Here is a 25,238-nt window from a genome sequence, read left to right as displayed (position 1 = left end):
TAAGAGCTAGAGTGTTGCAGCACCCTGGCTTTTATATTTTATGCATTTCTCATGAAAGAAATACACGTTAACAAGTTGTATTGTTGTAATTGGTACCAACTATAAGCTTACACCAGTAGTTGCAATACTTTTGCTTGGTACCATTATAACATGAATATATATTGATTATATAATTATTTGTATCTTTTATTCGTTACTTTTTTTATCTCAGATCTCAAAATGGCCTTATCTTTAGAAGTCTTCACCCTATTTCTTTTATGAAAAACTCCTAGGATTTCGAAAGTGTTATGGTACAATATGGTTTAGTATAAATGAATATTGGCTTTCAACATCTCAAGGGCGGTCTGGCTCACTCCCTCATGAAAGGGGGTGATGCACTTGTCAACATTTCAAGCATTAATGCTTATGCTTGCTTTCGGGTCATTTATAATTGCCCTGTTGACTTATATAAAGAAAAAATAGACCCACCCCTTGAGCTCGGCAAAGTTAAAGGGTAAAGTCTATCCTAAATACTTTCATGAAGTTGTTAAGCCAGCCCTCTTGATGGGCCAACATTTATACCGACCCGGCGGCAACCGGGTCTTTTTTATTTTATGCATTTCTCATGAAAGAAATACACAGAAATCCAAGAAAAAGAAATGCATTACATTGATATTCGTGAATACCTTTGCCAATAGTATCAATAGTATTTATACTACTATTTTAACCACTTTACCACAGCGTTATCAAGTGGTAATGTACTAGATTTTCTTAGATTCCATTAGCTTTCCCTAGATTCTACGAGTTCCGTCTAAAATTTTTCAAGAAGAATTGAAATGCATTACAGTTGATTCTTAAAAAGTTTCCTTAAGCTTTTCAGGAACATCAAAATCCTCAAAGGTAAACGGCACTTCTTCTTCCAATGCTTCAGAATCAACATCAAGCCCAGCGATTTTCGCAGAATCAAAGTTTACATCGTACAAGGTGACTCGTTCAGTACCACGTCCTGAAGAAGCATCATCCAGAACAGCTTGTAAGGTGAAATAAGGATCGCTTCCCTTTTTCACATAGTCCATCATAATAAGAACAAATTGAGAAGTCACTTTATAAAAAGTGGCTGTTCCCGTTCCATTTGCTCCGGTCGTTTTGTGCCCCGTCATCCGACGACCCATGATATTGACCTCGGATTTGTTTTTCTCTACATTGGCTTCAAACGTTTTGATATGGGCCATTTCTTCTCCATCAAGAAACAACCTGCCCTCTTTACCTGAAATGGTGTTTTGCGCTTTTAATGCCATTCCTATTTCACCTCAACATTAAAGTAGAACTTTTCAGCTGCATCCACCGGTTGAACTGCTAGATCAATCAGGAAGCCGTCACGATCATTATTCAGAGCAATTGTAATGTCATTCTCTGAATCAAAATCAGTAATGCCCCCATTATCTTGAAGAACACTCAAGTATTGAGTAATCAGCGTTTTTACAAACTGTAGTCCGTCATTTGTAGCAGGAACGTCACTGCCGCTTGCTTTGCGAGACTTGATCAATGCTTTCAATTGAGATGTCAGGTCATTATTGATTGCATCAAGTACACGGACAATTTTGTTTTTCTGGAACATCTTATTTTTCTCTGCTGTTAGGCTTGTGAGTGAATTAATGTCCTTTTCAACCGATACTGATTTATCACGAGAATCATAAGTAAACAAGAATTCGCCATTTGACAATCGTTCAACGATTTCATCGTTGTCAATTCGGTTAAGGACATCTACAGCTCCCTCGTATTCTACAAATGTAAGTGATTGATTAAATGTAGCCCCCGCACTTGCGCCTGCAACCCAAGCAGTAGCTTTTTCAGGAGTGATCTCCGTTCCGTCTTGAAGTAGGACGCCACCAGTTACATTGATAATACCCTCATGGTCTCCCTTGTAATTTGAAAGTACACCTTGAACCTTTTGCCCTTGGTTGTCTCTCAGCCGTTTGATAAACGCAACAAACGTTGCTTTTAATTGCTCGTTATCCTCTACAGGCAGTGCAATTGTGTCAAAGTATTCCGTTTCAGCCGCTTCCAAGAAAGCTGTATAATCAGCATTGGTCGGTGTTTTGTCTGTTCCACCTGACAAGCGGATTCCGGAAGTTGCCGGAAGAGCACCGCTGACGTCTTCAGGGGCCGTACCGGTTAACGGAATAGTGACTGTTAAATCCCCTTTCCCCGTAAACGTGACATAGTTATTTTGTTTAAGCTCTTCAGCTTTAGACACTGTTTGTTTATCCACTTCTGACTGATCAAGGTAGGTAGTGACATCAACTTTCGAAGAGTCAATAACGTTTTCTGTAATACTGATAATGATGTCATTCCCCTTTGTGCCGCCATAAAGAGCAGTAGCTTTTACACCTTCGCTAATGTCTGCTGAGGCACGAAGACCTTCCGTCAGACGATAAAGCAAGACTGTACTTGCCTTTTTCATTGCCTCACGTAAAAGCAACAGCGAAGGATCATCAATGTTCAACCCCACTTTTTTATTCAAGTCCTCGATTGAAGAGATAGAAATGAATTTCTTAACCTCACCCCAGCTGGATGCTATCGGTAGCGCAACTGTTCCACGTTCTCCGGCAGAAACACGGTTCTCCGCGGTCGTTTTAAAGTTAAAGTAAATACCGGCACGCTCTTTTTCCTTGCCGGGTGTGAATGTTCCGCCGTTCATCTATTTGACCTCCTTTTGAAGAAACTGAGTAATCAACTTCTTCGCTTCCGATTTTGTAATACTTGTTTTATGAACATGAAAAAGAGCACCGTCAAACACCTCGGGTCTTACCCCAAAGAGCTCTCGACTGTGCTCTCGCAAATCCTTAATATAAAAAGCATTTTCTGCTTTCTCTTTTTTAGTGGCCATCATTTCACCCCACTTTTAAATTTAAAACCATCAATTGAACGCTGTTCTTCCTGCTCATACCAATAGCGGCTCGTCCAGTTTAAGACAATGGTGGCGTAATCATCTGATACCCGCGTTTCTATTCGAGATAGGCGAATAAAATCCCCCGTATCCTCGCCAGATTCTTGTATAAGCGGAATTATGCCCCTTCTGCTTCTAAGTGTATCCGCAATCCTTTCTGCTTCATTATGAGCCTTCTGTGCGTTTTCGTGAAAGAGTTTTACGTTTAAAACATAGGCTTTCTGAAACGTAGATACTGTGTCCGCCCCATCGACCGTTGAAGCCGGTGGAAAGTAAAGAGACGGAACAGCAAAGTCCTGCGGTATTCCTTCTTCATACACTTGAACAGGATACAGTTTGTATAGATAGCCCATAATTGAACCTACTTCTTGATTCATGGCAGCACCGCCTTAAAATTCTTCATCGATCCATTGTTGCAGCTTCCGCTCAAGGCTTCTCTCAAACATCAACTGAAAAATAGCCATGGCGTTATCCCAAAAACCAGAACCGTCGATCCACTGGAACCTTAGCATCATTCCGGAATTTCTTTCAGCAGGGTCATACTCAAAACGGTCGCCTTTCCACCGCCCTGGAACCCACCGTCTATCCTGATTTTTAGACGGATCGATAGTAAAGTGACCATCATTGACGTATGAGGCGTATTCCAGATTTGTTCCAACATCCAACTTTAAGCTGCCTTTTGTCATTGAAAAGATATTACCCTGGTCACCTTTCTGAAAGGAATTAAGCAAGCGGCGTGTGTCTACCGTCTTCGTCCTGATAATTTCATCTTGAATAATGTCTAGGAACTCAAAACCCATAGCTTCAAGCCACTCCTCGTATTTCCCTTTCAATTCTCCACGAGAAGCACGGTTTAATGACTGAATGAACTGATCAAGACCTTTGATCTTCACAAATATTCAACCTCCCGTACTGCCGTAACTTCCCAATGATGATTCCTGACTTTGCGGGGCTTCTGTAATTTATAAGCAGTACCATCCCAAACCGCCCTGTCATTTACTCGAATATCAGCAGTAGCAGGGAAATGCACAAGGAATGATTGATAAATAGCTACATTCGGTTCTTGTTGGATAATGGACTGACTCTTTTCTGTAAAATAACACGGCTGATTTTCTATGTCCGGCTCATCAGGGTACGAAAAAGCCGGTTGAACATCTTCAACCGGCACCCCGAATTTTTGCTGTCTATTTTCTTTTTTCTCCTGTAGATGGTAAATGTCACATCTGTGAGTCAATAAGGATTGATAACTCATATTGATCTCATCCGCACTTTCGCTTCAATCCCTTCTAAATCAGGGTCAGCCGGTTTCACATAATCTTTTATTAATGCATACACATCAGGTTTTTGAAGAGAACTGCCATCCCCCAGAGTATATGAATAGTCACCAATTTTTTCAGTTGTATATCCTTTAATAATTGACTCGTCGCCATTTATAAGAGCATAAAACTGAGACAACTTTAATAGGGCCAGTCGAACCGTTTCAGGCAAAGGAATATACTCTGCATCTGTAAAATCATGTCCAACTTTAAGAATGATATCGGCAGTTGCCTCAAGTATATCCTGTTTTAACAACTCGTCAGGCCTGGTCTTTACAGACTCAAAAACTGAATAACTCTTTAATTCATCGGGAGTGATTAACAGCATAAGGTCACTCCCCTTTGTTATCTATTTCGTTAAGGATGTAGGCAATTCTTTCATCTGCGTTTTTGAAGTCAGACGGATTGCCACCAAGATTAGAAATAATGGATTCATGCTCTGCTTTATTCATACCTTTCAATTCCGATTCAGTATAATTTATCGGATCATCCTTTTGATTCTTAAGATCTTTATCTAGCACAAAATATGGATTTTCATTTAAATACTCATAGAGTTTTTTCGATACTGTTTGACTGACACCTGATCGAAAGGTAACTCCCATCACATTGTATGTTTTGCCTTTAATAAGCTTTGCAGTATACACGCCAGACCACCTACTCCTTCACTTTCACAATCTTGGCTACTGCGTCTTCTTCTTCAAAAACACTATCCAATTTCGCTGTCAAAACGATGATAAACATACGGCGACGGATGTCCTTATCTACTTCAATCCGAATGTTACGAGAGAATCCGAGAATAATATTCTTCGGATGAGTAAGGATGATATCAGAAACATCTGTGGCTGTATCTCCTTCTCCAATCGTATAAGGTTGTAAGTTCGCAATACCTTTGACCGGAACACCAAACGCAGAAGAAAGACCACCTTGAACAGCTGCATCCCCTAAGTTCGTTTGACGATCCGCTACACGATCTTTCCATTCAACCTCAATACCAGGCGATGTATAGAAACGGAACTCCTGCGGAATTCGCAAATATTTAGGAGGTACAGCTTTGTATCCTCGCTTGAACGTTTGGCGTGTCAGTTCCTCACCTGCAGCATCGACAATATGAGATGTAGCTTGTTTTCTGATGCCATCTAATTGTGCAAGATATGAGTCGGACGAAGATGTATCACCATTTACAAGCAATTCTTCAATATCAACTGCAGCACGTTCTGCTATCATTTGCATAATTGTATTTTGAAGACCATCTTTTTCGATGTTGTTTTCAAGTGTGTCATAAGTGATGTTAACTTCAGCAATTACTTCTTTTGTGCTTAAGTTAACTGTACTAGTTGATGGAACTGACTTTTGATCTTTAATTAGCGCAACTCCCTCTTGGGCTGCCCTTAAAATACGCTGACCAAAACCGATCTTCTCGATTTTTTGCGTATCATGATCCATTTGAATAACTCGCGCATCTCTTAAAATAGTTGGCGTATCTTGTACCATTCGAATAAAAGTTGAAGCCTGAGTAGGATTCATAATCCCACCGCTCTCTAAAGTAGAAAGCGTCATTTCTGCTTTATTAATAACCTCTTGATTCCTCATTCGTATCCTCCTTATCCATTAAAACAACCCTGACCAGATTGATTTTTGAACTTGTTCAGAACCCGATTCTTCAGTTTGCTTAGATGTTCCCCGGCTTTTTTCAATTGCTTCAATACGATCAGCGAGTGGTTGAACAGCTTCTGAAATTGCTTTTTTCAACTTCTCGCCCTCCTTTTCAGCATCTTCTTCTATTTTTTCTTTATCTTTCTTTTTAAGCTCTTCCTCTTTTTCTAATGTCTCGAGCCGTTTCTTAATTGGCTCTAATGCTTCTTGAATGGATTTCGTTACTTCCTCCGAAGTCATTTCTTCTTCCCCCTCTTCTGTTTCCACTTGGCTCAGTAAATTTCCCAGAGCAGTATGAGCATTTTTAATTTCTTGTAGGTTTGAAGCGGAAAACTTTCTGCCCGCCTTTGTAACTGGCTCTTCATAAGATTGCTGTTGTTTTCCAACAAAAAAGTTTTTGAGCAAATTAAAAAGCCCTTTCTCATCTGTTTTATCTTGAGAAACGGGCTTTTCTTCTTGTTTTTCAATTGTCTCAGCAGTCCCTGCCATTGAATAACCGGTAATTTCACCTTTTTTGATTTGCTCCCATACTTCCTCGGAAGCCTTCGTCACAAGGACCCATGATCCTTTTTTGATGGTTTCCCCATTCATTTCAAAGTCTGCAGGCGCGACATAGGATTCCACCACTTCACCAACGCCGCCTTGAAAATCATGCTGCTTGTCAATTTCTCGGGCATCTTTCAGGAATCCATGAGCGGCTTTTTCGATTTCTGCCGCTGTCATGAAATCTCCGTGAGCGTCCACTGTGTCTGGTTCATATACAATACCGTACACAAGTTTTTGCTCGTCCGCTTCTTTCGTAAGGACCTCGACTTCCTTTTGAAAGTCTGGCTGTTTTTCTGATTTCATAAAAAAGAACTGCTTTTGATTAGCAGCCTTGTCTACGTAGGAAACGTGTGTGATTTTTGCGTTTACCAATTCTCTTGGCATATTGTTCACCTCCTTTCAATAATTTTCTTAGATGTTTTTAAAATTAGTTCATAGTAATCTATAGCTTCTATCAAACTTAATGAATCATCTGCCTTTTTTGAGTAATGATTAACATCCAACATGAATTTCCTTAAATGATTTATTGAATTGTAAATGTTTAAATCGATTTTATATAATTTTTCTAAAGCTCTTTTTTTCTCAGACCAGCTTAACCCCTCAGGTATTACACCCTTTGACTCTATTAATCCGTCTATTGTCGTCTCGAAACTGACCCAGGAAGCTATAATACCCGCCGACGGAGAAAGCTCTGCTATATCAGTAATAAATTCCACTTCTTCACGTGCTTTTTCTAGTACATTCTCATCTTCAGAATCAGAGTCACTTTCAGATTCACCCAGTGATTTACTGACCTTTTCTAATTCTTCTTGGAAATTAATATTTATATCTTTATAGGTTAAACTCAATAATTTACCCAGTTTAGACATAAGTGTCTTTCTCAAAAGAATTACGATAATCACAATTGCAATAGGCCAAGAATTAAAAATCGTAGAAAAAAACTCTAGCCAGCTCATGACTTCCCTCATTTCTTAAAGTAATGAGGAAATTATACAATTTTATTCCATGTTTGCTAAGGCTTCTCTTCGAATCTCTTCTTTTTCATCTGCTGACAATCCCAAAATCTCGTTATCTACCACAGGCGATAGAACACAATGGCAATTTACCCGTTCCCCTGCCGATAGTTTAGGATCTCGTGGAAACATGCAGGTCTCTCCGCTACCTGGTATATGAAATTCTTCATCCACTCCAATGACTGTGCCGTCAAGATCGATGTGATTTTCACGAAGATTGTTCTTCTTCCCTCCGCTGTGCCGCCACTTCTTTTTCTTTACTGCTGGCGATTGTGCATATGATTCATGCTGCGCGGCAGAGGAAGCAGCAAGCACTTCAGTGATGGCCGTAGTACGTGCCCGGTCCCTATCAAATTGCAGCATGTCTTTGAGAGTCAATTCAATGTCCTGTATAGATAATCCCTTCTCGATAGCATCAGTCAGTACGTTTTCCACTGCTTCATGAGTATTCAGCTTCATGATCCCAGCCAACTTCTTTGACCAATCCTTAATCCAATTAACTGTACGGGTAGATAAGACTTTAAAAGGCACTTCTGGATCTATAGAATCCATGATTACTTCAGCCAGCTCTTCAATAGTCTGTTGCAGGAATCCTTCGGTAAGTTCCTGAAATTCTTCCTCAAAGTCGTCCTCGGCAAATAGGTTCTGCGTAAAAAACACTAGAAGGGCTTCTAGCGTCTCTTTTGAGTCTTTGCCTATAAAACCATTCACACCATCTAAAAACTTCTTACGCTGGCGCCTGAGTAATCTAGCGATGCCTTTTTCATATTCCTCCACATACTTGGGTATATTAGATTTGCCAGGAAAGTCAGGTACCATCTCCCCCAATTGTTTATACTGATTTTCCTTGGCTTTTTGAATAAATGCGTTCAAACTGTCCAATAGCTTATCCGCTTTGTTCATCTCTTCAAATCCTCCAGAACATCCCGCATATCTTTTAATAACCCGATCATATCAGGAGTACCGTTCTTAGATTTAAACAGCGCAGCCAAAGAATCGGAAGCGGACGACTCGTTAGTTTTACCAAGCGGCCTGTTGTATTCTTCTTCTGGCCATTCTTCAAGTGTCTTACCGAGTACTCGGCCAGCCAAATCACGTAGATCATTCGGAGAAACTGCACCTGCTGTTATAAACGGTGTTAGAACCTTAGCAATTTCTAAAGGATCTCTAAAGTCTGGCCCTTTCAACATAAGACGAACCTTATGAATTTCAAGATCATTTAGAAATAAAGCATTCAGTTTACCTGTGATCAACTTTCGTTCAGGCTGAAAGACCTGTTCCTCAGTAATCTTTCTTGCTGTATCTGCAGTCGCTCTGTTGTAATCTTGAGCTTCACCAGTATAAAGTGGAGGCAAACGAAAAGCCGATCTAATTTTATCTCGGCTCTTTTGGTCATATTCAAGAAACAAAGCATCTTCTTGAAGGATTTCAGCAAGTGATTTAATATCAACTTTTACTGGAGCAATCTCTTCATCACCATGAATGTTTTTCCCCTTCGCTATGCCTTCCGCTTCAAGTAAAAGAAACTTATGTGCGTTCTCCACTCCTTCAAGACCATTCATATAATCCTGCAATTGTGTATATGAGTCCTCTGACAACATACCATTTTCAATTGTAATGGCTGCGGGAATATGTCTACCTTGCTTGAAGTACATGAAGTTCAGCTCTTCAGCTTTACGAGCACCATACAAATTAACAATATGGCCAATCCATCTGGGCTTACCATAAGTACCGCTTCCTATCTTGAAATGAACTACTTCATTAGCTTGTTTCTCGAATGGAGTCTGCTCATCATATTGACCTGACTCCAGATTTAAAGTGCGTGGGTCCCCATACTCTTTAAAGTAAACCATACGGCCGTCAATCATCTGAACATACTTACGAAATCGTTTTTCTCTTTTGATTGATTTCATTTGTCCTTGTTCGAAGTATGTAAAATCAACTTCGATTGGTTCAGACAGTTTGCAAACCCGAACATTTTGAACGTCCATATATTCAATACCAGCTGGCTTATTTTCACCGTTTCGAATCACTTCGATAAAGCCATTTCCTGTCTTTTCTCGGTCTTCAATAACAAAGCCGAGTAAAGTCTCTGCTGACTCATCAAAGTGAAGATATTTAACGAACTCTTCAAGCTTAGTCCATTCACTTTCAGCTTCTGTTTTTTCTTCATTTGTCACATCTGGAGAATTGACATCAAACGAATACTCAAAATCAAAACCAAAACCCACAATATTTGTCCTGTAGGCATCAACACATTGCTGCAATATCGTTGAATACTCAGCAATCATCTTTAATTCTTTAAGGTTATACGGAGGCGGCAAAATATTGCTGTCATAGCTGTCCGCAAATTCATCTTCATAAATTTGTTTCGTTGATTCAGTAGGTGGAGAAGCTTTGATCACTCGTGCTTTAACAGATTGTTTTGACATGCTTTACCTCCTTCCTGGTCTTGATCTTTGCGGTCTACCTTTAGATTCTTCTTTCAAATCGGTTACCTCATAATCATCGAGAGCGTACCAAATAGCTGACAGTGTATGCGGGTCTATGGTGAACTCATCTTCTATGATGTTCCCCAGCTTATCAGTAGCATAAGTGAGCGGTTTAAGTTCATAAATCGTGTTCTCGCAACTGTCAGAGCAAATGATCTTCTTGAACCGTTTGATCTTCTTTGTGTATTGGAGACGTGATCCTTGGTACTTACGGGCACCCACCATATTGAAACCGTGTTGCTGAAAGAAACGTATTGTTTTGGGCTCTGCTGAATCCGATTTGATTAACTCTTTAGTCTCTACAAATTCCTTGAGTTCTTCGGCTGTCTTATCGTCAGTCAATCCATTTTTGTAATACTCCCAGTAGATATAGAGGTATTTCTTTTCAGGATCAACAGCAACCCTAACGACGGCGTTATACGACTCAACAAAACCAAAGTCCATGCCAACTCGTTTAAGAGGGCGGTTAATATCAGCAATAGCCTTCAAAACCTCTTCATGAGGCCATTCTTCAAACTGCGGTAGTACCCGAATTCCATTCACGCCAAAATGACCTTTCCGCGCAATTCGGTAAAGGTCAGGGTCATATTCCTTCAATTCTTCAAGTTGCTGGACATAGCTTTCTGGCAGAAAAAGATTATCATCCGCCGTTGAGTGATGATAATAGGTGTCGTTGCTAACGATTATCCGCTTTTCATAAAGCTCCTTATCATCCAGTACAAATCGTTTCTCTCGATCATCTTTAAAGAAATGTTTAAAAGTCCAATTATCTTCTCCAACTGGATTTGTTGAAAGTATCATGTGAAGCGGCAATGTCGGGTGACGAAGACGTCCTAACAGCTCCTTGAATCCCTCATACTTCACTTCTGAACATTCCTCAATCCAAATAAGCGAAATATTATTGATTGATTTCAGTTTGGCTGGCTTATCCATCCCTTTAAAGATGATGCGACTGCCATTTGAAAATCGAATCTGCATAGGAGAAGATACACACCTAACGATATGATCTAATTTCAGATCACTTACAAGTTCATCAAAAAGAGAAAATGTGGAGTCCCTATGTGTGTCGTACACTTCTCTGATAACAAGAGCAGTCCGTTTTTCTTTAAGCAATTTCAGAATAATCTTCAAAGCAACATGATAACTTTTGGATGATCCATAACCACCAACAAGAAACTGAAACTTTTGATTCCAGTCAAAGAGAAATTCTTTAAAATGTGGATTTACTTGTTTAATCACTGTCATCACCTTTGTTCACAATGGTGATTTCAAAAGGTTTATCTTCTTCTGTAAGTTCTTCAATCTCTAATTTTTTCTTGTTGATATTTAAACACATATGCTCCAATTTAAGGCGTCGTTCGTCTTCTGCATGAGCTAATTCATCAAACTGTTTAATTAGATTCCTGAGCTCCGCCATTGCCCGAGATTGAGCATTTAAGAACGTTGCATGACGATCCCAAGAAAATTGGAATTCATACTCTTCCTCTTCAACTTCGTTTGTCTCAGATAGGACAGACTTTTTCTTTTTCAATTCTTTAATCATTTCTTCCTTATCAGAAACGAACATGATCTTTTGCGCTCTAATAATCGCGGCATATTGGATCTGTATTTGGTCCCATATCATATCGACAGGTGAGCGCTCCTGAATCTCTTCCATGATGGTTAGTGTTTCTTTTGGCAGGAACTTTGAGAAGAATCCATGTATCACAGCGTTTTGATTTCCATTTGGTGCACCACCCTTATTCCCTAAAGCATTTTTGTTACCGAGTGGTGCACCTACTTTTTTTGTGTGCACACTTTTCTTGGAGGGTGCACCCTTTTTTCTTTGCCAACCATGCCGCTGTTTCCACGATTTAATGGTGTTCACTGACACTCCGTACTTCTCGGCAAGATCCTTGTATTTCATACCTTTAACGTAATCTTTATACCCCTGTATGTGCTTTTCAATCATCTACATCCACCGCCGCCTCCTTTGAATTGAGTTGTTTTGAAATCAATGTGCTGGAATAAATATAACCAGCAAAAAAATAAAAGCTCCCCCATGTAGGAGAGCGCATATGGTACTTTTTCTCGCACTTAAAGAACCTATTACAGTTCTATTTTTCGATAATCTTGATCATCTAATAGCCTAATAAGATAATTTATTTTTTTCCTTTCTTTTTTTTATGTTTATTATCAAAAAAACCAAATACAACTGCCAATGCAATAATTATCGCGACCCACCAAGACCAATCCACTTTATTACCTCTTTTCTATAAATATTAATTTAAGTAACCTGCTTAATTAGCTGCCTTCATCGGTACTGCTAATATTGATACGTTTATAATAAGTTCTAGGTTTCATTAATCATATCCTCTCTAAGCTAAGCCATTACTCAGAGGCTGTTAGTCGCAAATAATCTCTTCTAAGATAAAGGACATGGTTACATCGCAAATTAAAAGAGCATCCCGAGGGATACTCTTTTTTAATTAGTTTTATCTTTTTTTCACATCAAATTGCGTTACAAGTCGCATGTTTACATTCGCAATACGCTTACCATCTTCAAACTCATACCAATGTTCACATTCTTGCAATTCTTTTATAAGTGCTTTTTCAGATTCGGCAATTACTTTAGCTGTTCTTACATTTTCATTATCAAACCAAAAAACAACCTCAAATTTCATAATCTTTCACCTCTTGCTTTATTATCGGGCAAGAGGTCTTTAAATGGAATGGTTCGCAAAATTTGTCGAATGATTTATTATCCTGTGTACTATATAGTTTAGGTGGCTCAATAAAATTTCTGCCGCGCCGACCTGCCTCCCATTTTACACCACAGATTTTTTCAGATTCAACAAACGCTCAAAGTGACAATCTTGGCATAATTGGCTGATCAACACGTCTTTCATTTTGCGTACAGTTTCCCGTGAAAAGCCAAGATGAAGACTAATAGCACGGTAGCTCATTCCCTCCATCATGCAGTCATAAATGACTTTATGCTGCTCCCCTTTGATCTTTTCGGCACCTAGCTCAACTGCATATACTCGCTCTTCATAATACTTAAGACGTTTGAAAAGACGTTCCTCTCTCATATCCATTTGCCTCAGCTCAGCCTGACTCTTCCCAGGACTTCCTTTTGGCATAGCAGCTTCTAATCCATATTGTGCAATACCCCAATTCTTCATTGGAATTACGGAACCATAGAGTACTCTTTGCAATCGATGAACCTCTTTCACCATCCAGTGATAGCTATTGATTAGATTTTCAATTTCTTTTTGATTCATGATTGTGTCCTCCTTTTCAAATAAAAAACGGACACCAAACAAACAACGTAAATGCTGTAAGTTCAGTGTCCGCAGGCTTTCCGTCTTGGACTAATCTTTTAAATTTAATAATAAATCATTCAAATCGTAAATAAATTTGTAAACAACTTCGTGAAATTCTTTGCAAAATTCCCTATTTAGTATATGTATTCTGTCACGGTCATCAATTTCAATATAATTGGTTTTTCTAATAATTTGAATTAATTCTTTTTGCTTTGTTTCATCTGGTATCATTGTTATTATTCCTGAATTGTGAATATAACAATTTCTAATCTTAGAATAATCAACTATTTTATTCCAAACATTGTTCGAGAATATTTCTGACTCTTTAAATTTCTCATTACTTTTATATCTTAATTTAAAATAACTTTTGGCTTTAAAAATCCCTCTATCATACTTAACTTTTTCTAAAATTGCTTTATCTAAACATCTACTTATAAGGTGGTACTCTAAAAAGCTATATATACTTGTAAATACACTACTTCTCAAAATTGAAGGATATGTGATATTGAAGTCATGGTATTCATCAATATAATAATCCCAATAATCTTCTTCAATTTCTGGGCTTAATTCTTTTGCTTCATTTTCATATCGTTTTTTTGCTATTTCAAACCTATCTTCAACATCATCCAGATATTCTATAAATTCATTTAAAGGTGACAAAACTCTTAAATAGAAAACAGCACCTGATCCCTTTAAAAACATTACTATCCTCCAGCGTTTTAGTTTATTTTACTACAAACCAATTTTAAGTGCTTCTTAAAACAAAGTTTATACCACCTTAAACCCTATCTCATGATCAACCCGCGCAAAGCTCCCCTTCACAGTTTGGATCACTGTTTTACCGTGCTCAGGAGCATCTAAGACATGGGCAGTACCTTGATTCCCGTCTAAAACAATGATCTTAACTTTCCCTGGGTCAATCTTCTGCTGAATAGTGAAGTCTTTTTTGATGTTTATTTCTCTTGGATTGTACACTTGAAGCGCCCCCTATGTTATGATAGAAGTACCAGTTCATATCAAGAACACTGAGGCTAAGCGCTTCAGTGTTTTTTATTTTTACGCAGAAACCTCTTTTATCTTGATCTCCACCCTCGGCTCATCGCTATAAAACTTGCTGACTTTCAGATCCACAACCTGACTATCATCTTTGTATATCAGATGATTCAAAGCATCTTTCACACCCTTTACATAGTTATCAACGTCGGGCTTTGTGGTCGGCCTCAGAAGACCTTTTTCAGCTTTTTCTTTCTTCTTTGATGAGTTTGAAACTGATTTTGGCATTGGTCTATACACTTTGACATCCATTGCAACTGGACCAGTAATAATTGTTTCTGGGCGATGCTGAGATGCAACCAATGCCACATACTGCTTAAAGTGCTTTGATTTCGCTGGATCACGCATATGCACCTTCCCATTTCGTATTGATCCACGCGGCCGTCCTTGTGCGACTGGCTCACCATAAACAGTGAACTTAATGCAATCCAACTGTTCTTTACCTCCCGTCAAGCTGTTCCCATAGCTGAATTTCTTTTTCTATTCTCGATGCGGAGAGTAAAATTGTCAGCAGAGACACGACTGCTTTAAGCACTCAGCATCCGCTCCATTTGCTTTATTTTTTCCTTAAGTAAACGGATTGTTGGTGTAAGATCTTTACCTTCAGTTGGATTTGAAGGTCCAAATATATAAAGTCCACCAGTTGCTTTTACATTCATTTTCTCCTTCATTCCCAATCACCTAACCTATGATTTAATTGCATTCGATCGCCTTTAATAATCACTATGTAATCACGACACATCTGGTGAATACGTGAACCAAGAGCCTCGTCTATATCCAAAATCTCATCAATTGTTAACTCCGAAGAAATCAGCAAAGGCTTATGATTCAAATAACGATAATTTAGGACTGACTGGATTTGTTCAACCTGCCAGTCGGTTGCCCTTGGTTGACCGTTTATTGGTTTAAATAAGTCATCAAGGAATAGAACTTCGACCTTTCTCATGGCATCCAGTTTTGCTTCTAAATTGTCAAAGTCAGCTTTCAAATCACCCATGCCCTCTACATAAGGGAAATACATGCAGTGTACTGATTTTTTCTTGATCAGATTATTCATTATCGCCGTGAGCAAATGAGTTTTACCGCTACCTGGCTGTCCAAGTAATGCGATACTGTTTTGCCGTTCTCCTTTGATTTTTTGAAAATCTTTATAGTATTCCACTGCACATTCATAGGCGTCCTTGATCATGTCTGGCTTACCGTCCGTGATGAAGTTACCAAAGAGAAGCTTTTCAAACTCTTCTGTAATGCCACTAGCTGACATGAGTCTGGCTATTTTCTTTCGTCTCACACATTCACACTGTTTTGAATAAGTATCTTTCCATTCACTAGCTTTGTCCGGCGTGCAAACCTTCCCCAAAAGAAAATCATCTTCGAGTACCATTTCGTCTGGAACCATAAGATCTAACTGTTCATCTAAATGCCAAGGAGTATCTTTATGGACCCGATAAACGACAATTCCACGATCATTACAATAAGGACAATTAAATTCAGCCTTTTCTACGGATGCGGCCTGTTTTGTTCCCAAAAAGCGGGCTGACTTTTCCCGAAGTTCCTGCATGATCGTTTGAAATGCGGTGTCTATACTGACTGCTTTGTTTATAGCCATATTGTTTCTCCTTTCTCTTTTGAGTGAATGGATTTGATAAGATGGCTTGAACATATGACAAACTTGCTGATTTCCCCTTTAGCTGAAACGCTGTCTTGATAGCCTCCATCACTTTTTCTTCACCATAATCGTCGACCATGTATCCAATTCGCTGTGCCTCTATAGGACCGACTGACCGAGCAACTTTGTTTTCATATAGCTCAAAGGCATTTTTCATTTTGTCATCGACCTCCTGATGTTCAATCTCAGCTGGTTCCAAAGCTTTTTTCTTCATGTAATTTCCTAGCTGTATGTAGTCCGCATAATGAAGTATGGTGACGATGAACCCTCTTTTTTGTGGAAGACGGTGCAATTTGATATATCCCTGTTTCTCCATTCGGTCTAGTGAGTATTTGATCTGTGCAGCTGACCAGTTAAAATCTTTTGCAAGTTCCACAATTTTGATAATGGTCTGCCCAAGCTCTAGCTCTTGATTTGGCCTGTATTCAGCTCTTTTGAACAAGTGATCATAAATTTTTTCATCCCTAAACTCTTTGAATGGTAGTCGGGGTATGACCACATACCCCATTGCTTTTATGTCCAAGTCACTCACCTACTTCCTTTCACAGAGTGCAGTTATGTCACAGGTGCCGGCCTCAATCGAACGGAAGTTCATCTTCTTTTATGTCTACAGGCTTACCGTCAAAAGGATCAGCTTCTTGTTCGCTTGTTTTTTCCGGTTCGTCTTTGTTTGAAGGCTCGGAATCGATAATTTCTGAGCTATCCGCTTCATTGGTAATGTCAATCCGTTCTCTTGTTTTATCTTCCTCAATAACTGCTTTTTGCATTTCCACAGAGAGAATCCCCCACTTGCTCAAAACTGCTTTTAATACAGTCTTAAGAGCCATCGCATCCCAATCATTTTTCCATCCAAAATCAGATTTGCTGAATTTCTTTTTGTGTTTCTCTACTTGTGCCTTTGTCCAGTACACTGTTTTTCGGAAGCCATTTATCAACTCAAAATAAGCTGCATAACCACTTACCGCGTCTGATTCTCGTTTTTCAAAATCAATCTCGATCTCCTCAGTCAATGGATTCCACTTCTGCAATTCTCCTTCATGAATCGGTATGCAATTGATGGACTTATATTGGCCTGTTCGTAAGGCAAGCTGGATATATCCTTTGTACCCAAGCTGGAATTGAGCCTTACCTCCATAAGGAACAATCCAGGCATATCCTAAGTTTTTATCTATAGGCAGATCGAGTGTAGCTGCCACCATTGCTGAGGATATGACACTCATAGGATCTGTTTTCTGCAGCATCTGCTCGCTGTTATATAGGCTTAAGATAGAGGCAGTAAACTGTGTAGCCCTCTTCCCTAATACTTCCTCAAATCGCTTAATAACGGATGGGGAGGAAAGTAAACCCTTCATGGTTGCTCCTTGCTGTTGCACAGGTGCGCTTTTTTGTTTCTTTTGGATGTTGTTTTTAATTGATTGATTAGTAGCCATAATCAGCTAACCTCCTTGATTCTAAAACGTCTGAAATGAGTTTCCTTTTTGACCTCCTCGTAAATATCCGGAAACTGCTCTTTCAGCTTTTTCGTGTCAACTCGATTTGAGACAACAGGCTTCCAATAAGCTTGATAGTTGCCGATAAACCCATACTCTGCATCCTTCATTTCATGTTTGATCTGGTTTTCTAATTCTTTTGCCTGACTTTGAAGCTCTGAGAGCTGTTCTTTAAGATGCAAATATTGTTGAATACGTTCTCGATTAGTCGCAGTTAAATCAATAGCTTTGTTATTTTCCGTTTCGGCATATCGCTTTTTGAGGTATTCCTCCGCAGCACTTGACCCATCTAAAGCAGGAGCTTGTCCACCTAAGACCTTTTCATTCCAGAACTCAATCTCTGCTTCAAAGATCATGTCAATTAACTCGTCGTCTCTCTCAATCTCTTTCCAAACAAACTTGTTTCCGCCAATCAGCACAGCAAAGTAAGCCTTCTGATATTCAGGTCCAAGTACACCCAGGTAATGCTGGACCTGAACGATATAGCTCTCGGGGATTTCTTCGTCCTCCCATTCTTTTAAGTTGTAAGCAGAGGTTGTTTTACATTCAAGGATCGCTTTTTCACCAACGATCATTCGGTCTACATTAGCCAAAATGAAATCATGTTCTGGATGTCTAAGTATTGCTTTTTTACGTCTAACCTTCTTGCCACTACGAATCTCAAATTCTTTTGCAACAATGTCTTCAAGCAATGATCCAAAGTAAGCAGCTTCACTTTGCGATTCACTAACAGGGACCTGTCCTGTTTTGTCTAACCATAATTCAAAAGGTGTCTTCCACTTGTTTAACCCCAAGATAATGGATGCATCTGAGCCGCCAATCCCTTTTCTTCTTTCAATAAGCCATTCATCACGGCTCATTTCAGAAGTCTTAGCAAGAACCTCAGCTCTTCTTGTCATAACCCTAACCCCCATTGTTTTTATTGAGGCTATCTGATAAAATATTTGCACATGAGTTTTTTAGATAGCCTTTAAAGAAGTCCACTTTGCCGAGTGGGCTTTTTTATTGCGCATTTTTAAATTCAAAACCAAGTTGCTCCCTTAAATATCTTTCCAAGTTCTCTCTCAGAATGATTTCGCCGCCATCAATTACATAATCATCAACTGGTGTTACTTCATCACCGTAAAAATCTATTTGCACATCCGTTTCAGTCAGCTTATCGTGCCAGTTGTTTATGACCATTGGATTTTCGACCATTCTTATTCTCCTCTCTGAATTTGTCTGCACGTCTATCCCATAACAGATGGAATTCACTATTGTTACGAATCATCGCACACCATTTACGAACTTCCAGAGCAGTTGCCGGTTTATGAACAAAATGAACCATCATCCTATACACCTGCTCACTACAGTTAAGTTGATACCTTGCTGTTGCATTTTCAATGCCGTTTCATAAAGACGTCCTTTGTTTGCAAGCCGGCTAATATCCTCAGTAAGAACCTTGATGCTTCCAGCGAGACTAATCGCTTCTTCATAATCACCATCACGTAAAGCCTCTGACAGCATGATTGATAGCTCTTCTGCTGATTCGATTTTTCTTTTTGCGATAGGAACATCTGACTTCAAGAAATGATTAGTATTCATACTGAAACCGCCTGCCTTCCTTCTTGTTTTGCCATAGCAACTTGATCAACTAGAGCTTTCCGCGTCCACCTATCTGCAAGCTCCTGCATTTTCAACCCGTGAGTACGAACAAGTGAATAAATCAATGTTTTGTTAGCCGCAATCAAATCAAAAATCTGCTTAATATCAGCCATCGGCAGCTCTTCAGTTTTACCTGGTCTATTATCAGTAAGCCAACGGGCTAAATGTTTGGTTGCTTGTAATGCTTCCTCCAATTGGTGAACCATATTAATCACCGCATTACTTGCACATTCATTGAGTGCCGGATCAATAGGAGCAGCGGCTGTGGGATGAAGTTTAAATAAGTAATGAACAAGATCAATATGTTCATAGGCATCGCACTTCTCAAACCACTTGATACATAACTCTGGAGTAAGCTTGGCAAGTCCATTTTCAACATCTGAAACATACCTTTGATCCTTACCTCCGATTAACTTTCCGATTTGGTATTGGGAAAGACCTGCAGCCTTACGGGCACTACGCATAATCTGCGGTAAATTCCGCATGTTGTATGGGTTGTTCTCCATATGTTTGCCTCCTGTTATATTAGGTTTTTAGTTTTAAAATTGAAGTTGAAAGACCATGCTGTTTATAAATGACTTAGGCTGATTCCTTTTTATTTTTTTGCGCAAGCTTCTCTTGGTGTTCATTCATACGCTGAACAAGTATGCCACTGAGGTATTTGTAGGCTTTGGCCTCTGCCTGTTCAAACAGTGGTCCTTTTTTCAAGATGACTTTCATAATTAAAAGGCCTCCTTTGTGAATTCTAATCATGCTGAATCCTTAGAATTATGTTTCGTTTCGTTACATACATCCTCAAAAAAAATAGTCCAGTCAAAGCCTAATTTCTCTCCTATTTTTTTTGAGACAATAACACTAGGCTTCCTAGTACCATTTTCTATCATGGTGTAGTATGCTCTACCAATCTGTGCAGCTTTGGCAACTTCTTCTTGAGTAAACCCTTTTTCTAAGCGGTTTTTCTTAAGCCATTTTCTCATCATTTTTCACCCCCTTAATCAGAAAATGTAACGTTTCGTTACTTAGATAATAGTATCGATTCGTTACATTGTCAACACATTTTCATAAAAAAAGTATCGTTTTGTTACCAAAACTTATATGTAACCCTTTGTTACGTTACAATGAGATATAGAATAAAAACAAAAGTCAGGTGATTAATATGTTCTCCGAGAACTTGAAAAAGTGCAGAAAACAAAAGAAACTAACCCAACAAAATATGGCTGATAAACTTGGAATTACTCGGCCTGCCTACACCGCCTATGAACTAGGTAGTCGTGAGCCTGACTATAAAACCTTAATTAATATTTCAAACATACTTGATGTTTCTTTGGATTATCTTCTTAAAGGAGAAAGCAATGAAAAAGTATTTCAGGATGAAGCAAAAAAAGTGTTAAACGATCCTGAAACATTCCTTGCAGCAAAAGACGGTGAGGTAACAGATGAGATCTTACAGGCTGCTTTGGAGATTATAACGGAGCAATTAAAAGAAAGACGGAAATCAGATAAATAAACGCAGTTAGTTTATTATTATTTATTTCTGTTTATTATGTTTAATTCTGTTTACTAATAAGATTTAGATTCTCATTTATATTTCATTCATACCCTCATTTAAAAAGTGATTTTGAATCCTTTACAAACCCTTACGTGACAAGGGTTTTTGTTGTTTTTCTCATTTATATTTTCATTTATGTTTCTTTTATATTCTCATGTAAAAAAATTGAGCGTTTATTGTGAGGGAAATTGCAGAGTATCGAAATGGGAAAAGAGGGCTTCTTGTTAAAAACCTTGCAAAGTGTATGTGAAAAAAATAAACAATACAATTATCGTAACAACAATAATTGTTTCTTTAATAAAATTTTTATTATCTTCATTCTTTTGTTTCTTTTTTTTAATCTCTTCTCTGTATTTTCTTTGAACCTCTTTCTTCTTATCATTATTTTTCATGATTAAACTCCTTTGAAGTCCATTTATTCCCTTGCCCCTATCATTTGCAATTGTAATAATTCACTAATGATTACACCAACAAAAAAGGATCGGCAAGTGCTTTTCACTCAATGGTAACCAACATAAGCACTAGCTGGACAGGTTTTAGGATGTATCTAATCGTTGAGGTTCCATTTCCTGCAACTGATCCAAAAACTTCCTTATGAAGAACAATCTCTTCTCTGTTGTGGGGATGCTACCAAAAATAGTAGGCAAATTGATAGCGGTATTAAAAAAACAGCTCATTAAATGCCATACTGGAACTGTCTTTGATTTTTGGATTTATTTTCTGATGCAGCTATTGCTATCCGTTAGTTTAATTAGAACTCAGATAATCCAAGACACGGTCAACTCTTTCATTGACTGAGCAGTCGTCTTCAATCTTTAACACTGGACAAGATAAATCTGCCATCCAATGTTCATGCAAAGCTCTACTTCTAACTTCCATTCCAGCATTATCATATAAAGAAGCCCACTCTAAAAATGTTTTTGATTGTTCATATTTACTGCCACCGGCTAACACTTCGTTTCCATAACGCTGAAATTCCCTGTGCCTTAGTCTCTCAAGCCGTATATCTTGTGGAATCCATAAGAAGACGACAAGGTCAAAATAACTTTTTAGATTATCGCCCCAGCCACACACTGCACCAGAAAGAATCCATTTTTCATTGATTGTTAAGTCTTTTTCAAGCAACTTTCTTCTTTCAGGAATTTCTCTTTTTTTAGTGAATTTGTCTAACCAATAGTAATTATCAGTATCAAGATGCGTATGAGGCAAACGCTTTGATAATGCAGCACCCAATGTTGAAGTTCCGACACCAGAGGCTCCCAATATGTGAATATTTTTTTTCATACTTCCCCTCCTTATTAAGCAACCAAACTCCCTGTTTGTTGCATAACGTACTTACTATTATTTTGACATAAATCCCTAAAAGACCTTTACTTTTCGAGGGAAATCCAGATGCGTGTTAAAATCATAATACTTACGAAAACAGTCATTATTAAACGGATTCATATTCCATCTCCTTAGACGCATTTTCCTATGAAAAAAGTCTTGATTTCCATATAATATTTAAACGAATCCAATTTTTAGATTGTCGTCTTTAAGGAGGTTTTTCATCTTGAGGTATACAAACAGTCATTTAGAGGATTGGATTGAAAACTTATACAAGAAGATTGATATTACAGAACCAGAACAAATTAATTTTGAACGGATTGCCGAGGCTTTAGATATCAGGCTTTCGTTTAAACCTGTTACAAGCTTCGCACTTAAACACAGCGGGATTTATAATATATGCTTGGACAGCCGAAAAAGCCGAACTGAACAATGGTATGATTTCGCTCATGAATTTTGCCATATATATAGACATGAAGGCGATAAAAAAACAATGCCTGCAACTTGGACAGATTATTTAGAGTGGCAGTCCAATTATTTTACATATCACTTTTGCATTCCAACTTTCATGTTGCGTAATATTAATCTTTCGTACATACAATCACATGCAATTGAAAATATAGCTTGGTTATTTAAGGTATCCCCTTCGTTTGCGAAGAAACGTTTGAGCATTTATTACAGGAAGCTGACTCAACCTTTATTTAATCAAACAGTTACGGGAAATCTGTGCACCCCCCTTTTGTAATTAATAATGAAATCCTCATGCATTTGCGCGCATTGAAAAAAACAAAAAAAGACGTCTCCCTTCACGATCCGATCGGGCAGGATAAGGAAGGGAATGAAATAAGCCTGATTGACGTTTTGAAATCAGAAAACGAAGACGTAATAGATACGATCCAGCTCAATATGGAGCTTGAAAAAGTGAAACAATACATTGACATTTTAGATGACCGTGAGAAGGAAGTGATTGTCGGGCGGTTTGGACTTGATTTGAAGAAGGAAAAAACGCAGCGAGAGATTGCCAAAGAACTCGGTATCTCACGCAGCTATGTATCGCGGATTGAAAAACGGGCGCTGATGAAGATGTTTCATGAGTTTTATCGGGCAGAGAAGGAAAAGCGGAAGAAGGCGAAGGGGAAATAATGCAGAAGAAGCCGGATCTCATACTCCGGCTTTCTCTATTTGAAAGAGTTATGAAAATCATTTTTCAATATATTCGTGGTTTTTATTCTCAGCCTACATCTTGGTGTTCCAAAATCGTAGCACAATGTAGTACTTAGAATTCTTTTGTATACTGTGAAACTGTCCCTGCATGCGGGACATCATTCGCGCAATGCTTCTTTCACCGAGTCCGTTGCTTTCCGGTGTTATATCTGCAAGTTTAATCGTATTGCTAACATGGATCTCAAATATCTCTTGATCCGATACAAACGTGATACTGATTTTTTCTTCCGGATCTGCGTATTTCAATAAGTTTGACATCACATTATCAAATACACGACCAAGCTCCTCCAAATTCACGTTAATATAGGTTTCCGGCAGCTCGCCTGAAATATGGACCCGAAAATGCTCCTGATGAAGGATAGCAATCTGATCTGATATTAGATCGTAGATCACTTCTTTCACTGCAACGGTCTCCAGATCGGCCTCATATTCCTTGTTCAGCAGGAAATACGCAAACAGATTGTCAGACAAGCTTTTTAATTGCAGTGCTTTACCATAAGCATTGGCTACATACCGATCTTTGCTGGCACCCGCTTCGCCTCCCTCTTTTTTGGCAAACTCCAGATTCATGATCAGCGACGTCAGCGGTGTGCGCATATCGTGCGACATTTCGGTAACCAGGCTGCGGCTCTCAGCTTGCAATTCCTCGATAGCTTTAAGTTTATCCAGGAAAGCTTTCCGCAGATCCTCAATGCTCTTTGCAATCATCGCTAATTCATCATGCCCTTTTATCGTCATCTCGTAGTCCAGTTCGCCCCCTTCAAGAATATGAATCTCTTGATGAATCGTTTTAAGGTAGCGAAGACTTTGGCGAATTCCGAAGAGAACAATGATTAAAAAGATGAGGGTTGCCCCGAGCAAATCCAATGCAAAGGCCAGATCATAATATCGGGAAGAGTAGAAACCGTCGATAATGACTCGTCCTTCACCATCGCTAAACTTGACAGGATGTGAATGATTTTGAGCGTACTGAGTCAGCTTTTCCTTTCCATAATCCGATTCGGAATAAATAGAATCATATTGCAGCTCCTGATCCTTGAATATGGTGAGGTTAATGTAATTTTCTTTTTTGACCCACTCGCCAAACGCTTTTCTATCTGATGTAGACAACTCATTTTCTGAAACGTACTTGCTGAATTTTTGAATGTATCTTGCTGACTCCTCGTGATAATACTCTTCCGAACTCAGATATCCCTCGATCAGATCATCTGTGATCTTTTGCAACGTCAGAAAGATCACACCACTCACAATCGCAGCAACCATTATCAGCAAAGCCAGTTTTTTGGTTAGCGTAAATTTAAGATGCGCCAAATCGATATCCTCTTCCCCATTCAGTTTTTATATAAACCGGACGTGCCGGATCATCCTCAATTTTGGAGCGCAGCTTCCGTATATGCACCATCACCGTATTGTTGGAACAGTAAAAGTAAGGCTGTCCCCACACACTCTCATATATATTTTGGGCAGAAAATATTTTGTTGCGTTTGTTCATCAGAAGTTTCAGGATACGATACTCCAGATCTGACAACTTGATTTGCTTCTCCTCTTTCCACACCTCATTAAATTCTTCGCTCACTCTTAGTTTGCCCCCGATAAGAAATGTTTCTTCCTGTTCCTTCTTTTCCTGATAGATAGTATATCTGCGTAATTGAGCAATCACTCTAGCGTGAAGTTCCTCTTCCGAGAATGGTTTAGTCATATAATCATCGCCGCCGGCGAGTAATCCCTCAGTTTTATCGAGTGTACTCGATCTGGCCGTCAGAAACAGAATCGGGACGTTAGAGGATTTCCTGATGTGCTGACATGTTTCAATTCCCGAAATGCCTGGCATCATAATATCCAAAATAACCAAATCAAGCGAGTCATTCACAAGTTGCAATGCTCGCTTTCCATCCTTGGCTCTTAGCACCTCGTAACCTGCACGTGTAAGGGATTCCTCCAAAAGATCACCAATATCCTCATCATCCTCTACGACTAATATTCGATAGGCCATGTCTCTCTCACCTCATGATTCTTGTTGTTATTTCTC

At 38.9% G+C, this 25,238-nt stretch carries 38 protein-coding genes and 2 pseudogenes; 5 read left to right on the top strand and 35 right to left on the bottom strand.

Features of this window, described 5'->3' with window-relative positions; translation table 11 throughout:
- Positions 1 to 372 precede the first annotated feature (372 nt).
- Positions 373 to 462 (top strand): type I toxin-antitoxin system toxin BsrH, encoded by a 90-nt coding sequence (bsrH, locus tag BGM23_RS21375; RefSeq protein WP_074794433.1) that lies wholly within the window; start codon positions 373 to 375, stop codon positions 460 to 462.
- 371 nt (positions 463 to 833) lie between these two features.
- On the opposite strand, the gene BGM23_RS08990 is transcribed toward bsrH, so the two are convergent.
- The 31 genes from BGM23_RS08990 to BGM23_RS08840 form a co-directional block, all read right to left on the bottom strand.
- Positions 834 to 1,277, bottom strand: coding sequence for a phage tail tube protein (locus BGM23_RS08990; RefSeq protein WP_015714312.1), 444 nt, complete (start codon positions 1,275 to 1,277; stop codon positions 834 to 836).
- 2 nt (positions 1,278 to 1,279) lie between these two features.
- On the bottom strand, positions 1,280 to 2,680 hold the full coding sequence (locus BGM23_RS08985; RefSeq protein ID WP_015714313.1) for a phage tail sheath family protein: 1,401 nt from the start codon (positions 2,678 to 2,680) through the stop codon (positions 1,280 to 1,282).
- Positions 2,681 to 2,872: a YqzN/YkzM domain-containing protein gene (locus tag BGM23_RS08980; protein ID WP_032679171.1), complete on the bottom strand. Its 192-nt coding sequence runs from the start codon at positions 2,870 to 2,872 to the stop codon at positions 2,681 to 2,683. It abuts the gene before it with no gap.
- Positions 2,869 to 3,306, bottom strand: coding sequence for a phage tail terminator family protein (locus BGM23_RS08975; RefSeq protein WP_015714315.1), 438 nt, complete (start codon positions 3,304 to 3,306; stop codon positions 2,869 to 2,871). The genes BGM23_RS08980 and BGM23_RS08975 overlap by 4 nt, the downstream gene beginning before the upstream one ends.
- 12 nt (positions 3,307 to 3,318) lie before the next feature.
- Positions 3,319 to 3,822: an HK97 gp10 family phage protein gene (locus BGM23_RS08970; RefSeq protein ID WP_015714316.1), complete on the bottom strand. Its 504-nt coding sequence runs from the start codon at positions 3,820 to 3,822 to the stop codon at positions 3,319 to 3,321.
- Entirely contained in the window at positions 3,819 to 4,181 is a 363-nt protein-coding gene (locus BGM23_RS08965; protein ID WP_015714317.1) for a YqbH/XkdH family protein, read from the bottom strand. The genes BGM23_RS08970 and BGM23_RS08965 overlap by 4 nt, the downstream gene beginning before the upstream one ends.
- Positions 4,178 to 4,573: a protein YqbG gene (gene yqbG / locus BGM23_RS08960; protein ID WP_015714318.1), complete on the bottom strand. Its 396-nt coding sequence runs from the start codon at positions 4,571 to 4,573 to the stop codon at positions 4,178 to 4,180. Before yqbG ends, BGM23_RS08965 begins: the two co-directional genes overlap by 4 nt.
- Positions 4,574 to 4,577: 4 nt before the next feature.
- Positions 4,578 to 4,889 carry a YqbF domain-containing protein gene (locus BGM23_RS08955; protein ID WP_015714319.1) on the bottom strand — a complete coding sequence of 104 codons (312 nt, stop codon included), beginning with the start codon at positions 4,887 to 4,889 and terminating at the stop codon, positions 4,578 to 4,580.
- Positions 4,890 to 4,899: 10 nt separating this feature from the next.
- On the bottom strand, positions 4,900 to 5,835 hold the full coding sequence (locus BGM23_RS08950) for a phage major capsid protein (RefSeq protein ID WP_015714320.1): 936 nt from the start codon (positions 5,833 to 5,835) through the stop codon (positions 4,900 to 4,902).
- 18 nt (positions 5,836 to 5,853) lie between these two features.
- Complete coding sequence (locus BGM23_RS08945; RefSeq protein WP_015714321.1) at positions 5,854 to 6,828, bottom strand: XkdF-like putative serine protease domain-containing protein; 975 nt, start codon at positions 6,826 to 6,828, stop codon at positions 5,854 to 5,856.
- 5 nt (positions 6,829 to 6,833) lie between these two features.
- The gene (locus tag BGM23_RS08940) at positions 6,834 to 7,400 is read right to left on the bottom strand and encodes a hypothetical protein (protein ID WP_015714322.1); all 567 of its coding nucleotides are present in this window, start codon (positions 7,398 to 7,400) and stop codon (positions 6,834 to 6,836) included.
- Between the two features lie 42 nt (positions 7,401 to 7,442).
- Entirely contained in the window at positions 7,443 to 8,360 is a 918-nt protein-coding gene (locus BGM23_RS08935) for a phage minor head protein (RefSeq protein ID WP_015714323.1), read from the bottom strand.
- Positions 8,357 to 9,889 (bottom strand): phage portal protein, encoded by a 1,533-nt coding sequence (locus tag BGM23_RS08930; RefSeq protein WP_015714324.1) that lies wholly within the window; start codon positions 9,887 to 9,889, stop codon positions 8,357 to 8,359. Before BGM23_RS08930 ends, BGM23_RS08935 begins: the two co-directional genes overlap by 4 nt.
- Before the next feature lie 3 nt (positions 9,890 to 9,892).
- Positions 9,893 to 11,188, bottom strand: coding sequence for a PBSX family phage terminase large subunit (locus BGM23_RS08925; RefSeq protein ID WP_015714325.1), 1,296 nt, complete (start codon positions 11,186 to 11,188; stop codon positions 9,893 to 9,895).
- Positions 11,181 to 11,900: a phage terminase small subunit gene (gene terS, locus BGM23_RS08920; protein ID WP_053581899.1), complete on the bottom strand. Its 720-nt coding sequence runs from the start codon at positions 11,898 to 11,900 to the stop codon at positions 11,181 to 11,183. The genes BGM23_RS08925 and terS overlap by 8 nt, the downstream gene beginning before the upstream one ends.
- Before the next feature lie 523 nt (positions 11,901 to 12,423).
- Positions 12,424 to 12,612: a hypothetical protein gene (locus tag BGM23_RS08915; protein WP_032722176.1), complete on the bottom strand. Its 189-nt coding sequence runs from the start codon at positions 12,610 to 12,612 to the stop codon at positions 12,424 to 12,426.
- Positions 12,613 to 12,756: 144 nt separating this feature from the next.
- A complete protein-coding gene (locus BGM23_RS08910) occupies positions 12,757 to 13,212 on the bottom strand; it encodes a hypothetical protein (RefSeq protein ID WP_032722177.1) in 456 nt (151 codons plus the stop codon).
- A gap of 90 nt (positions 13,213 to 13,302) precedes the next feature.
- Positions 13,303 to 13,956: a hypothetical protein gene (locus BGM23_RS08905; protein WP_032722179.1), complete on the bottom strand. Its 654-nt coding sequence runs from the start codon at positions 13,954 to 13,956 to the stop codon at positions 13,303 to 13,305.
- Between the two features lie 66 nt (positions 13,957 to 14,022).
- On the bottom strand, positions 14,023 to 14,229 hold the full coding sequence (locus BGM23_RS08900; RefSeq protein ID WP_032722180.1) for an XtrA/YqaO family protein: 207 nt from the start codon (positions 14,227 to 14,229) through the stop codon (positions 14,023 to 14,025).
- 81 nt (positions 14,230 to 14,310) lie between these two features.
- On the bottom strand, positions 14,311 to 14,739 hold the full coding sequence (locus BGM23_RS08895; protein ID WP_032722181.1) for a RusA family crossover junction endodeoxyribonuclease: 429 nt from the start codon (positions 14,737 to 14,739) through the stop codon (positions 14,311 to 14,313).
- Positions 14,740 to 14,834: 95 nt separating this feature from the next.
- Positions 14,835 to 14,984, bottom strand: coding sequence for a hypothetical protein (locus tag BGM23_RS08885; RefSeq protein ID WP_074794430.1), 150 nt, complete (start codon positions 14,982 to 14,984; stop codon positions 14,835 to 14,837).
- Complete coding sequence (locus tag BGM23_RS08880) at positions 14,975 to 15,916, bottom strand: ATP-binding protein (RefSeq protein WP_074794427.1); 942 nt, start codon at positions 15,914 to 15,916, stop codon at positions 14,975 to 14,977. Before BGM23_RS08880 ends, BGM23_RS08885 begins: the two co-directional genes overlap by 10 nt.
- On the bottom strand, positions 15,798 to 16,475 hold the full coding sequence (locus tag BGM23_RS08875; RefSeq protein WP_116758330.1) for a DnaD domain protein: 678 nt from the start codon (positions 16,473 to 16,475) through the stop codon (positions 15,798 to 15,800). The genes BGM23_RS08880 and BGM23_RS08875 overlap by 119 nt, the downstream gene beginning before the upstream one ends.
- A gap of 76 nt (positions 16,476 to 16,551) precedes the next feature.
- Positions 16,552 to 17,406 (bottom strand): recombinase RecT, encoded by an 855-nt coding sequence (locus BGM23_RS08870; RefSeq protein ID WP_015714338.1) that lies wholly within the window; start codon positions 17,404 to 17,406, stop codon positions 16,552 to 16,554.
- Between the two features lie 2 nt (positions 17,407 to 17,408).
- Positions 17,409 to 18,365, bottom strand: coding sequence for a YqaJ viral recombinase family nuclease (locus BGM23_RS08865; protein WP_015714339.1), 957 nt, complete (start codon positions 18,363 to 18,365; stop codon positions 17,409 to 17,411).
- A 103-nt stretch (positions 18,366 to 18,468) separates the two neighbouring features.
- Positions 18,469 to 18,663: a YqaI family protein gene (locus BGM23_RS08860; protein WP_003229905.1), complete on the bottom strand. Its 195-nt coding sequence runs from the start codon at positions 18,661 to 18,663 to the stop codon at positions 18,469 to 18,471.
- Positions 18,623 to 18,796 carry a hypothetical protein gene (locus tag BGM23_RS21840; RefSeq protein WP_120028409.1) on the bottom strand — a complete coding sequence of 58 codons (174 nt, stop codon included), beginning with the start codon at positions 18,794 to 18,796 and terminating at the stop codon, positions 18,623 to 18,625. The genes BGM23_RS08860 and BGM23_RS21840 overlap by 41 nt, the downstream gene beginning before the upstream one ends.
- Positions 18,793 to 19,050, bottom strand: a complete 258-nt coding sequence (locus BGM23_RS08855; protein ID WP_015714340.1) for a YqaH family protein — start codon at positions 19,048 to 19,050, stop codon at positions 18,793 to 18,795. Before BGM23_RS08855 ends, BGM23_RS21840 begins: the two co-directional genes overlap by 4 nt.
- Positions 19,047 to 19,616 carry a helix-turn-helix domain-containing protein gene (locus BGM23_RS08850; RefSeq protein ID WP_015714341.1) on the bottom strand — a complete coding sequence of 190 codons (570 nt, stop codon included), beginning with the start codon at positions 19,614 to 19,616 and terminating at the stop codon, positions 19,047 to 19,049. Before BGM23_RS08850 ends, BGM23_RS08855 begins: the two co-directional genes overlap by 4 nt.
- A gap of 73 nt (positions 19,617 to 19,689) precedes the next feature.
- The gene (locus BGM23_RS08845; protein WP_003229902.1) at positions 19,690 to 19,830 is read right to left on the bottom strand and encodes a hypothetical protein; all 141 of its coding nucleotides are present in this window, start codon (positions 19,828 to 19,830) and stop codon (positions 19,690 to 19,692) included.
- A gap of 29 nt (positions 19,831 to 19,859) precedes the next feature.
- Positions 19,860 to 20,090, bottom strand: a complete 231-nt coding sequence (locus BGM23_RS08840) for a helix-turn-helix transcriptional regulator (RefSeq protein WP_004398958.1) — start codon at positions 20,088 to 20,090, stop codon at positions 19,860 to 19,862.
- 176 nt (positions 20,091 to 20,266) lie between these two features.
- Between BGM23_RS08840 and sknR the strand changes: the two genes are divergently transcribed.
- A complete protein-coding gene (sknR, locus tag BGM23_RS08835) occupies positions 20,267 to 20,617 on the top strand; it encodes a transcriptional regulator SknR (RefSeq protein ID WP_004398704.1) in 351 nt (116 codons plus the stop codon).
- A 266-nt stretch (positions 20,618 to 20,883) separates the two neighbouring features.
- Here the strand turns inward: sknR and BGM23_RS08830 are convergent, their stop codons facing one another.
- Entirely contained in the window at positions 20,884 to 21,051 is a 168-nt protein-coding gene (locus tag BGM23_RS08830; RefSeq protein ID WP_003229900.1) for a hypothetical protein, read from the bottom strand.
- Between the two features lie 355 nt (positions 21,052 to 21,406).
- On the bottom strand, positions 21,407 to 21,943 hold the full coding sequence (locus tag BGM23_RS08825) for an ATP-binding protein (protein WP_004399117.1): 537 nt from the start codon (positions 21,941 to 21,943) through the stop codon (positions 21,407 to 21,409).
- Positions 21,944 to 22,211: 268 nt separating this feature from the next.
- Between BGM23_RS08825 and BGM23_RS08820 the strand changes: the two genes are divergently transcribed.
- From BGM23_RS08820 to BGM23_RS22120, 3 genes and pseudogenes are all read left to right on the top strand, one after another.
- The gene (locus tag BGM23_RS08820; protein WP_015714342.1) at positions 22,212 to 22,730 is read left to right on the top strand and encodes an ImmA/IrrE family metallo-endopeptidase; all 519 of its coding nucleotides are present in this window, start codon (positions 22,212 to 22,214) and stop codon (positions 22,728 to 22,730) included.
- A pseudogene (locus BGM23_RS08815) lies at positions 22,730 to 23,128 on the top strand (sigma-70 family RNA polymerase sigma factor); the annotation flags it as partial. The gene BGM23_RS08820 and the pseudogene BGM23_RS08815, both read left to right, overlap by 1 nt.
- Positions 23,128 to 23,193: pseudogene (locus BGM23_RS22120) on the top strand (hypothetical protein); the annotation flags it as partial. The pseudogenes BGM23_RS08815 and BGM23_RS22120, both read left to right, overlap by 1 nt.
- Positions 23,194 to 23,221: 28 nt before the next feature.
- On the opposite strand, the gene yrkQ reads toward BGM23_RS22120, so the two are convergent.
- Both yrkQ and yrkP read right to left on the bottom strand, forming a co-directional pair.
- Positions 23,222 to 24,520, bottom strand: a complete 1,299-nt coding sequence (gene yrkQ / locus BGM23_RS08805) for a two-component system sensor histidine kinase YrkQ (protein ID WP_003246194.1) — start codon at positions 24,518 to 24,520, stop codon at positions 23,222 to 23,224.
- Positions 24,507 to 25,202 (bottom strand): two-component response regulator YrkP, encoded by a 696-nt coding sequence (yrkP, locus tag BGM23_RS08800; RefSeq protein WP_003229895.1) that lies wholly within the window; start codon positions 25,200 to 25,202, stop codon positions 24,507 to 24,509. The genes yrkQ and yrkP overlap by 14 nt, the downstream gene beginning before the upstream one ends.
- Between the last annotated feature and the right edge of the window lie 36 nt (positions 25,203 to 25,238).

Source organism: Bacillus sp. FJAT-14266 (assembly GCF_001719225.1).
GTDB lineage: Bacteria > Bacillota > Bacilli > Bacillales > Bacillaceae > Bacillus > Bacillus subtilis.
This window is presented reverse-complemented; position numbering and strand designations above follow the sequence as displayed.

Bases quoted from the DNA above. Each gene is read 5' to 3' on its own strand.
- BGM23_RS08845 (WP_003229902.1), bottom strand. From the start codon at position 19,830: ATGAAAGTCATCTTGAAAAAAGGACCACTGTTTGAACAGGCAGAGGCC.
- BGM23_RS21840 (WP_120028409.1), bottom strand. From the start codon at position 18,796: ATGATGGTTCATTTTGTTCATAAACCGGCAACTGCTCTGGAAGTTCGT.
- BGM23_RS08965 (WP_015714317.1), bottom strand. From the start codon at position 4,181: ATGAGTTATCAATCCTTATTGACTCACAGATGTGACATTTACCATCTA.
- BGM23_RS08980 (WP_032679171.1), bottom strand. From the start codon at position 2,872: ATGATGGCCACTAAAAAAGAGAAAGCAGAAAATGCTTTTTATATTAAG.
- BGM23_RS08985 (WP_015714313.1), bottom strand. From the start codon at position 2,680: ATGAACGGCGGAACATTCACACCCGGCAAGGAAAAAGAGCGTGCCGGT.
- BGM23_RS08860 (WP_003229905.1), bottom strand. From the start codon at position 18,663: ATGGTCGAAAATCCAATGGTCATAAACAACTGGCACGATAAGCTGACT.
- BGM23_RS08950 (WP_015714320.1), bottom strand. From the start codon at position 5,835: ATGAGGAATCAAGAGGTTATTAATAAAGCAGAAATGACGCTTTCTACT.
- BGM23_RS08945 (WP_015714321.1), bottom strand. From the start codon at position 6,828: ATGCCAAGAGAATTGGTAAACGCAAAAATCACACACGTTTCCTACGTA.
- bsrH (WP_074794433.1), top strand. From the start codon at position 373: ATGCACTTGTCAACATTTCAAGCATTAATGCTTATGCTTGCTTTCGGG.
- BGM23_RS08865 (WP_015714339.1), bottom strand. From the start codon at position 18,365: ATGACAAGAAGAGCTGAGGTTCTTGCTAAGACTTCTGAAATGAGCCGT.
- yrkP (WP_003229895.1), bottom strand. From the start codon at position 25,202: ATGGCCTATCGAATATTAGTCGTAGAGGATGATGAGGATATTGGTGAT.
- BGM23_RS08825 (WP_004399117.1), bottom strand. From the start codon at position 21,943: ATGAAAAAAAATATTCACATATTGGGAGCCTCTGGTGTCGGAACTTCA.
- BGM23_RS08840 (WP_004398958.1), bottom strand. From the start codon at position 20,090: ATGATGAGAAAATGGCTTAAGAAAAACCGCTTAGAAAAAGGGTTTACT.
- BGM23_RS08870 (WP_015714338.1), bottom strand. From the start codon at position 17,406: ATGGCTACTAATCAATCAATTAAAAACAACATCCAAAAGAAACAAAAA.
- BGM23_RS08990 (WP_015714312.1), bottom strand. From the start codon at position 1,277: ATGGCATTAAAAGCGCAAAACACCATTTCAGGTAAAGAGGGCAGGTTG.
- BGM23_RS08940 (WP_015714322.1), bottom strand. From the start codon at position 7,400: ATGAGCTGGCTAGAGTTTTTTTCTACGATTTTTAATTCTTGGCCTATT.
- terS (WP_053581899.1), bottom strand. From the start codon at position 11,900: ATGATTGAAAAGCACATACAGGGGTATAAAGATTACGTTAAAGGTATG.
- BGM23_RS08855 (WP_015714340.1), bottom strand. From the start codon at position 19,050: ATGAATACTAATCATTTCTTGAAGTCAGATGTTCCTATCGCAAAAAGA.
- BGM23_RS08935 (WP_015714323.1), bottom strand. From the start codon at position 8,360: ATGAACAAAGCGGATAAGCTATTGGACAGTTTGAACGCATTTATTCAA.
- yqbG (WP_015714318.1), bottom strand. From the start codon at position 4,573: ATGCTGTTAATCACTCCCGATGAATTAAAGAGTTATTCAGTTTTTGAG.
- BGM23_RS08975 (WP_015714315.1), bottom strand. From the start codon at position 3,306: ATGAATCAAGAAGTAGGTTCAATTATGGGCTATCTATACAAACTGTAT.
- BGM23_RS08930 (WP_015714324.1), bottom strand. From the start codon at position 9,889: ATGTCAAAACAATCTGTTAAAGCACGAGTGATCAAAGCTTCTCCACCT.
- BGM23_RS08830 (WP_003229900.1), bottom strand. From the start codon at position 21,051: ATGAAAAATAATGATAAGAAGAAAGAGGTTCAAAGAAAATACAGAGAA.
- sknR (WP_004398704.1), top strand. From the start codon at position 20,267: ATGTTCTCCGAGAACTTGAAAAAGTGCAGAAAACAAAAGAAACTAACC.
- BGM23_RS08905 (WP_032722179.1), bottom strand. From the start codon at position 13,956: ATGTTTTTAAAGGGATCAGGTGCTGTTTTCTATTTAAGAGTTTTGTCA.
- BGM23_RS08880 (WP_074794427.1), bottom strand. From the start codon at position 15,916: ATGGCTATAAACAAAGCAGTCAGTATAGACACCGCATTTCAAACGATC.
- BGM23_RS08915 (WP_032722176.1), bottom strand. From the start codon at position 12,612: ATGAAATTTGAGGTTGTTTTTTGGTTTGATAATGAAAATGTAAGAACA.
- BGM23_RS08910 (WP_032722177.1), bottom strand. From the start codon at position 13,212: ATGAATCAAAAAGAAATTGAAAATCTAATCAATAGCTATCACTGGATG.
- BGM23_RS08850 (WP_015714341.1), bottom strand. From the start codon at position 19,616: ATGGAGAACAACCCATACAACATGCGGAATTTACCGCAGATTATGCGT.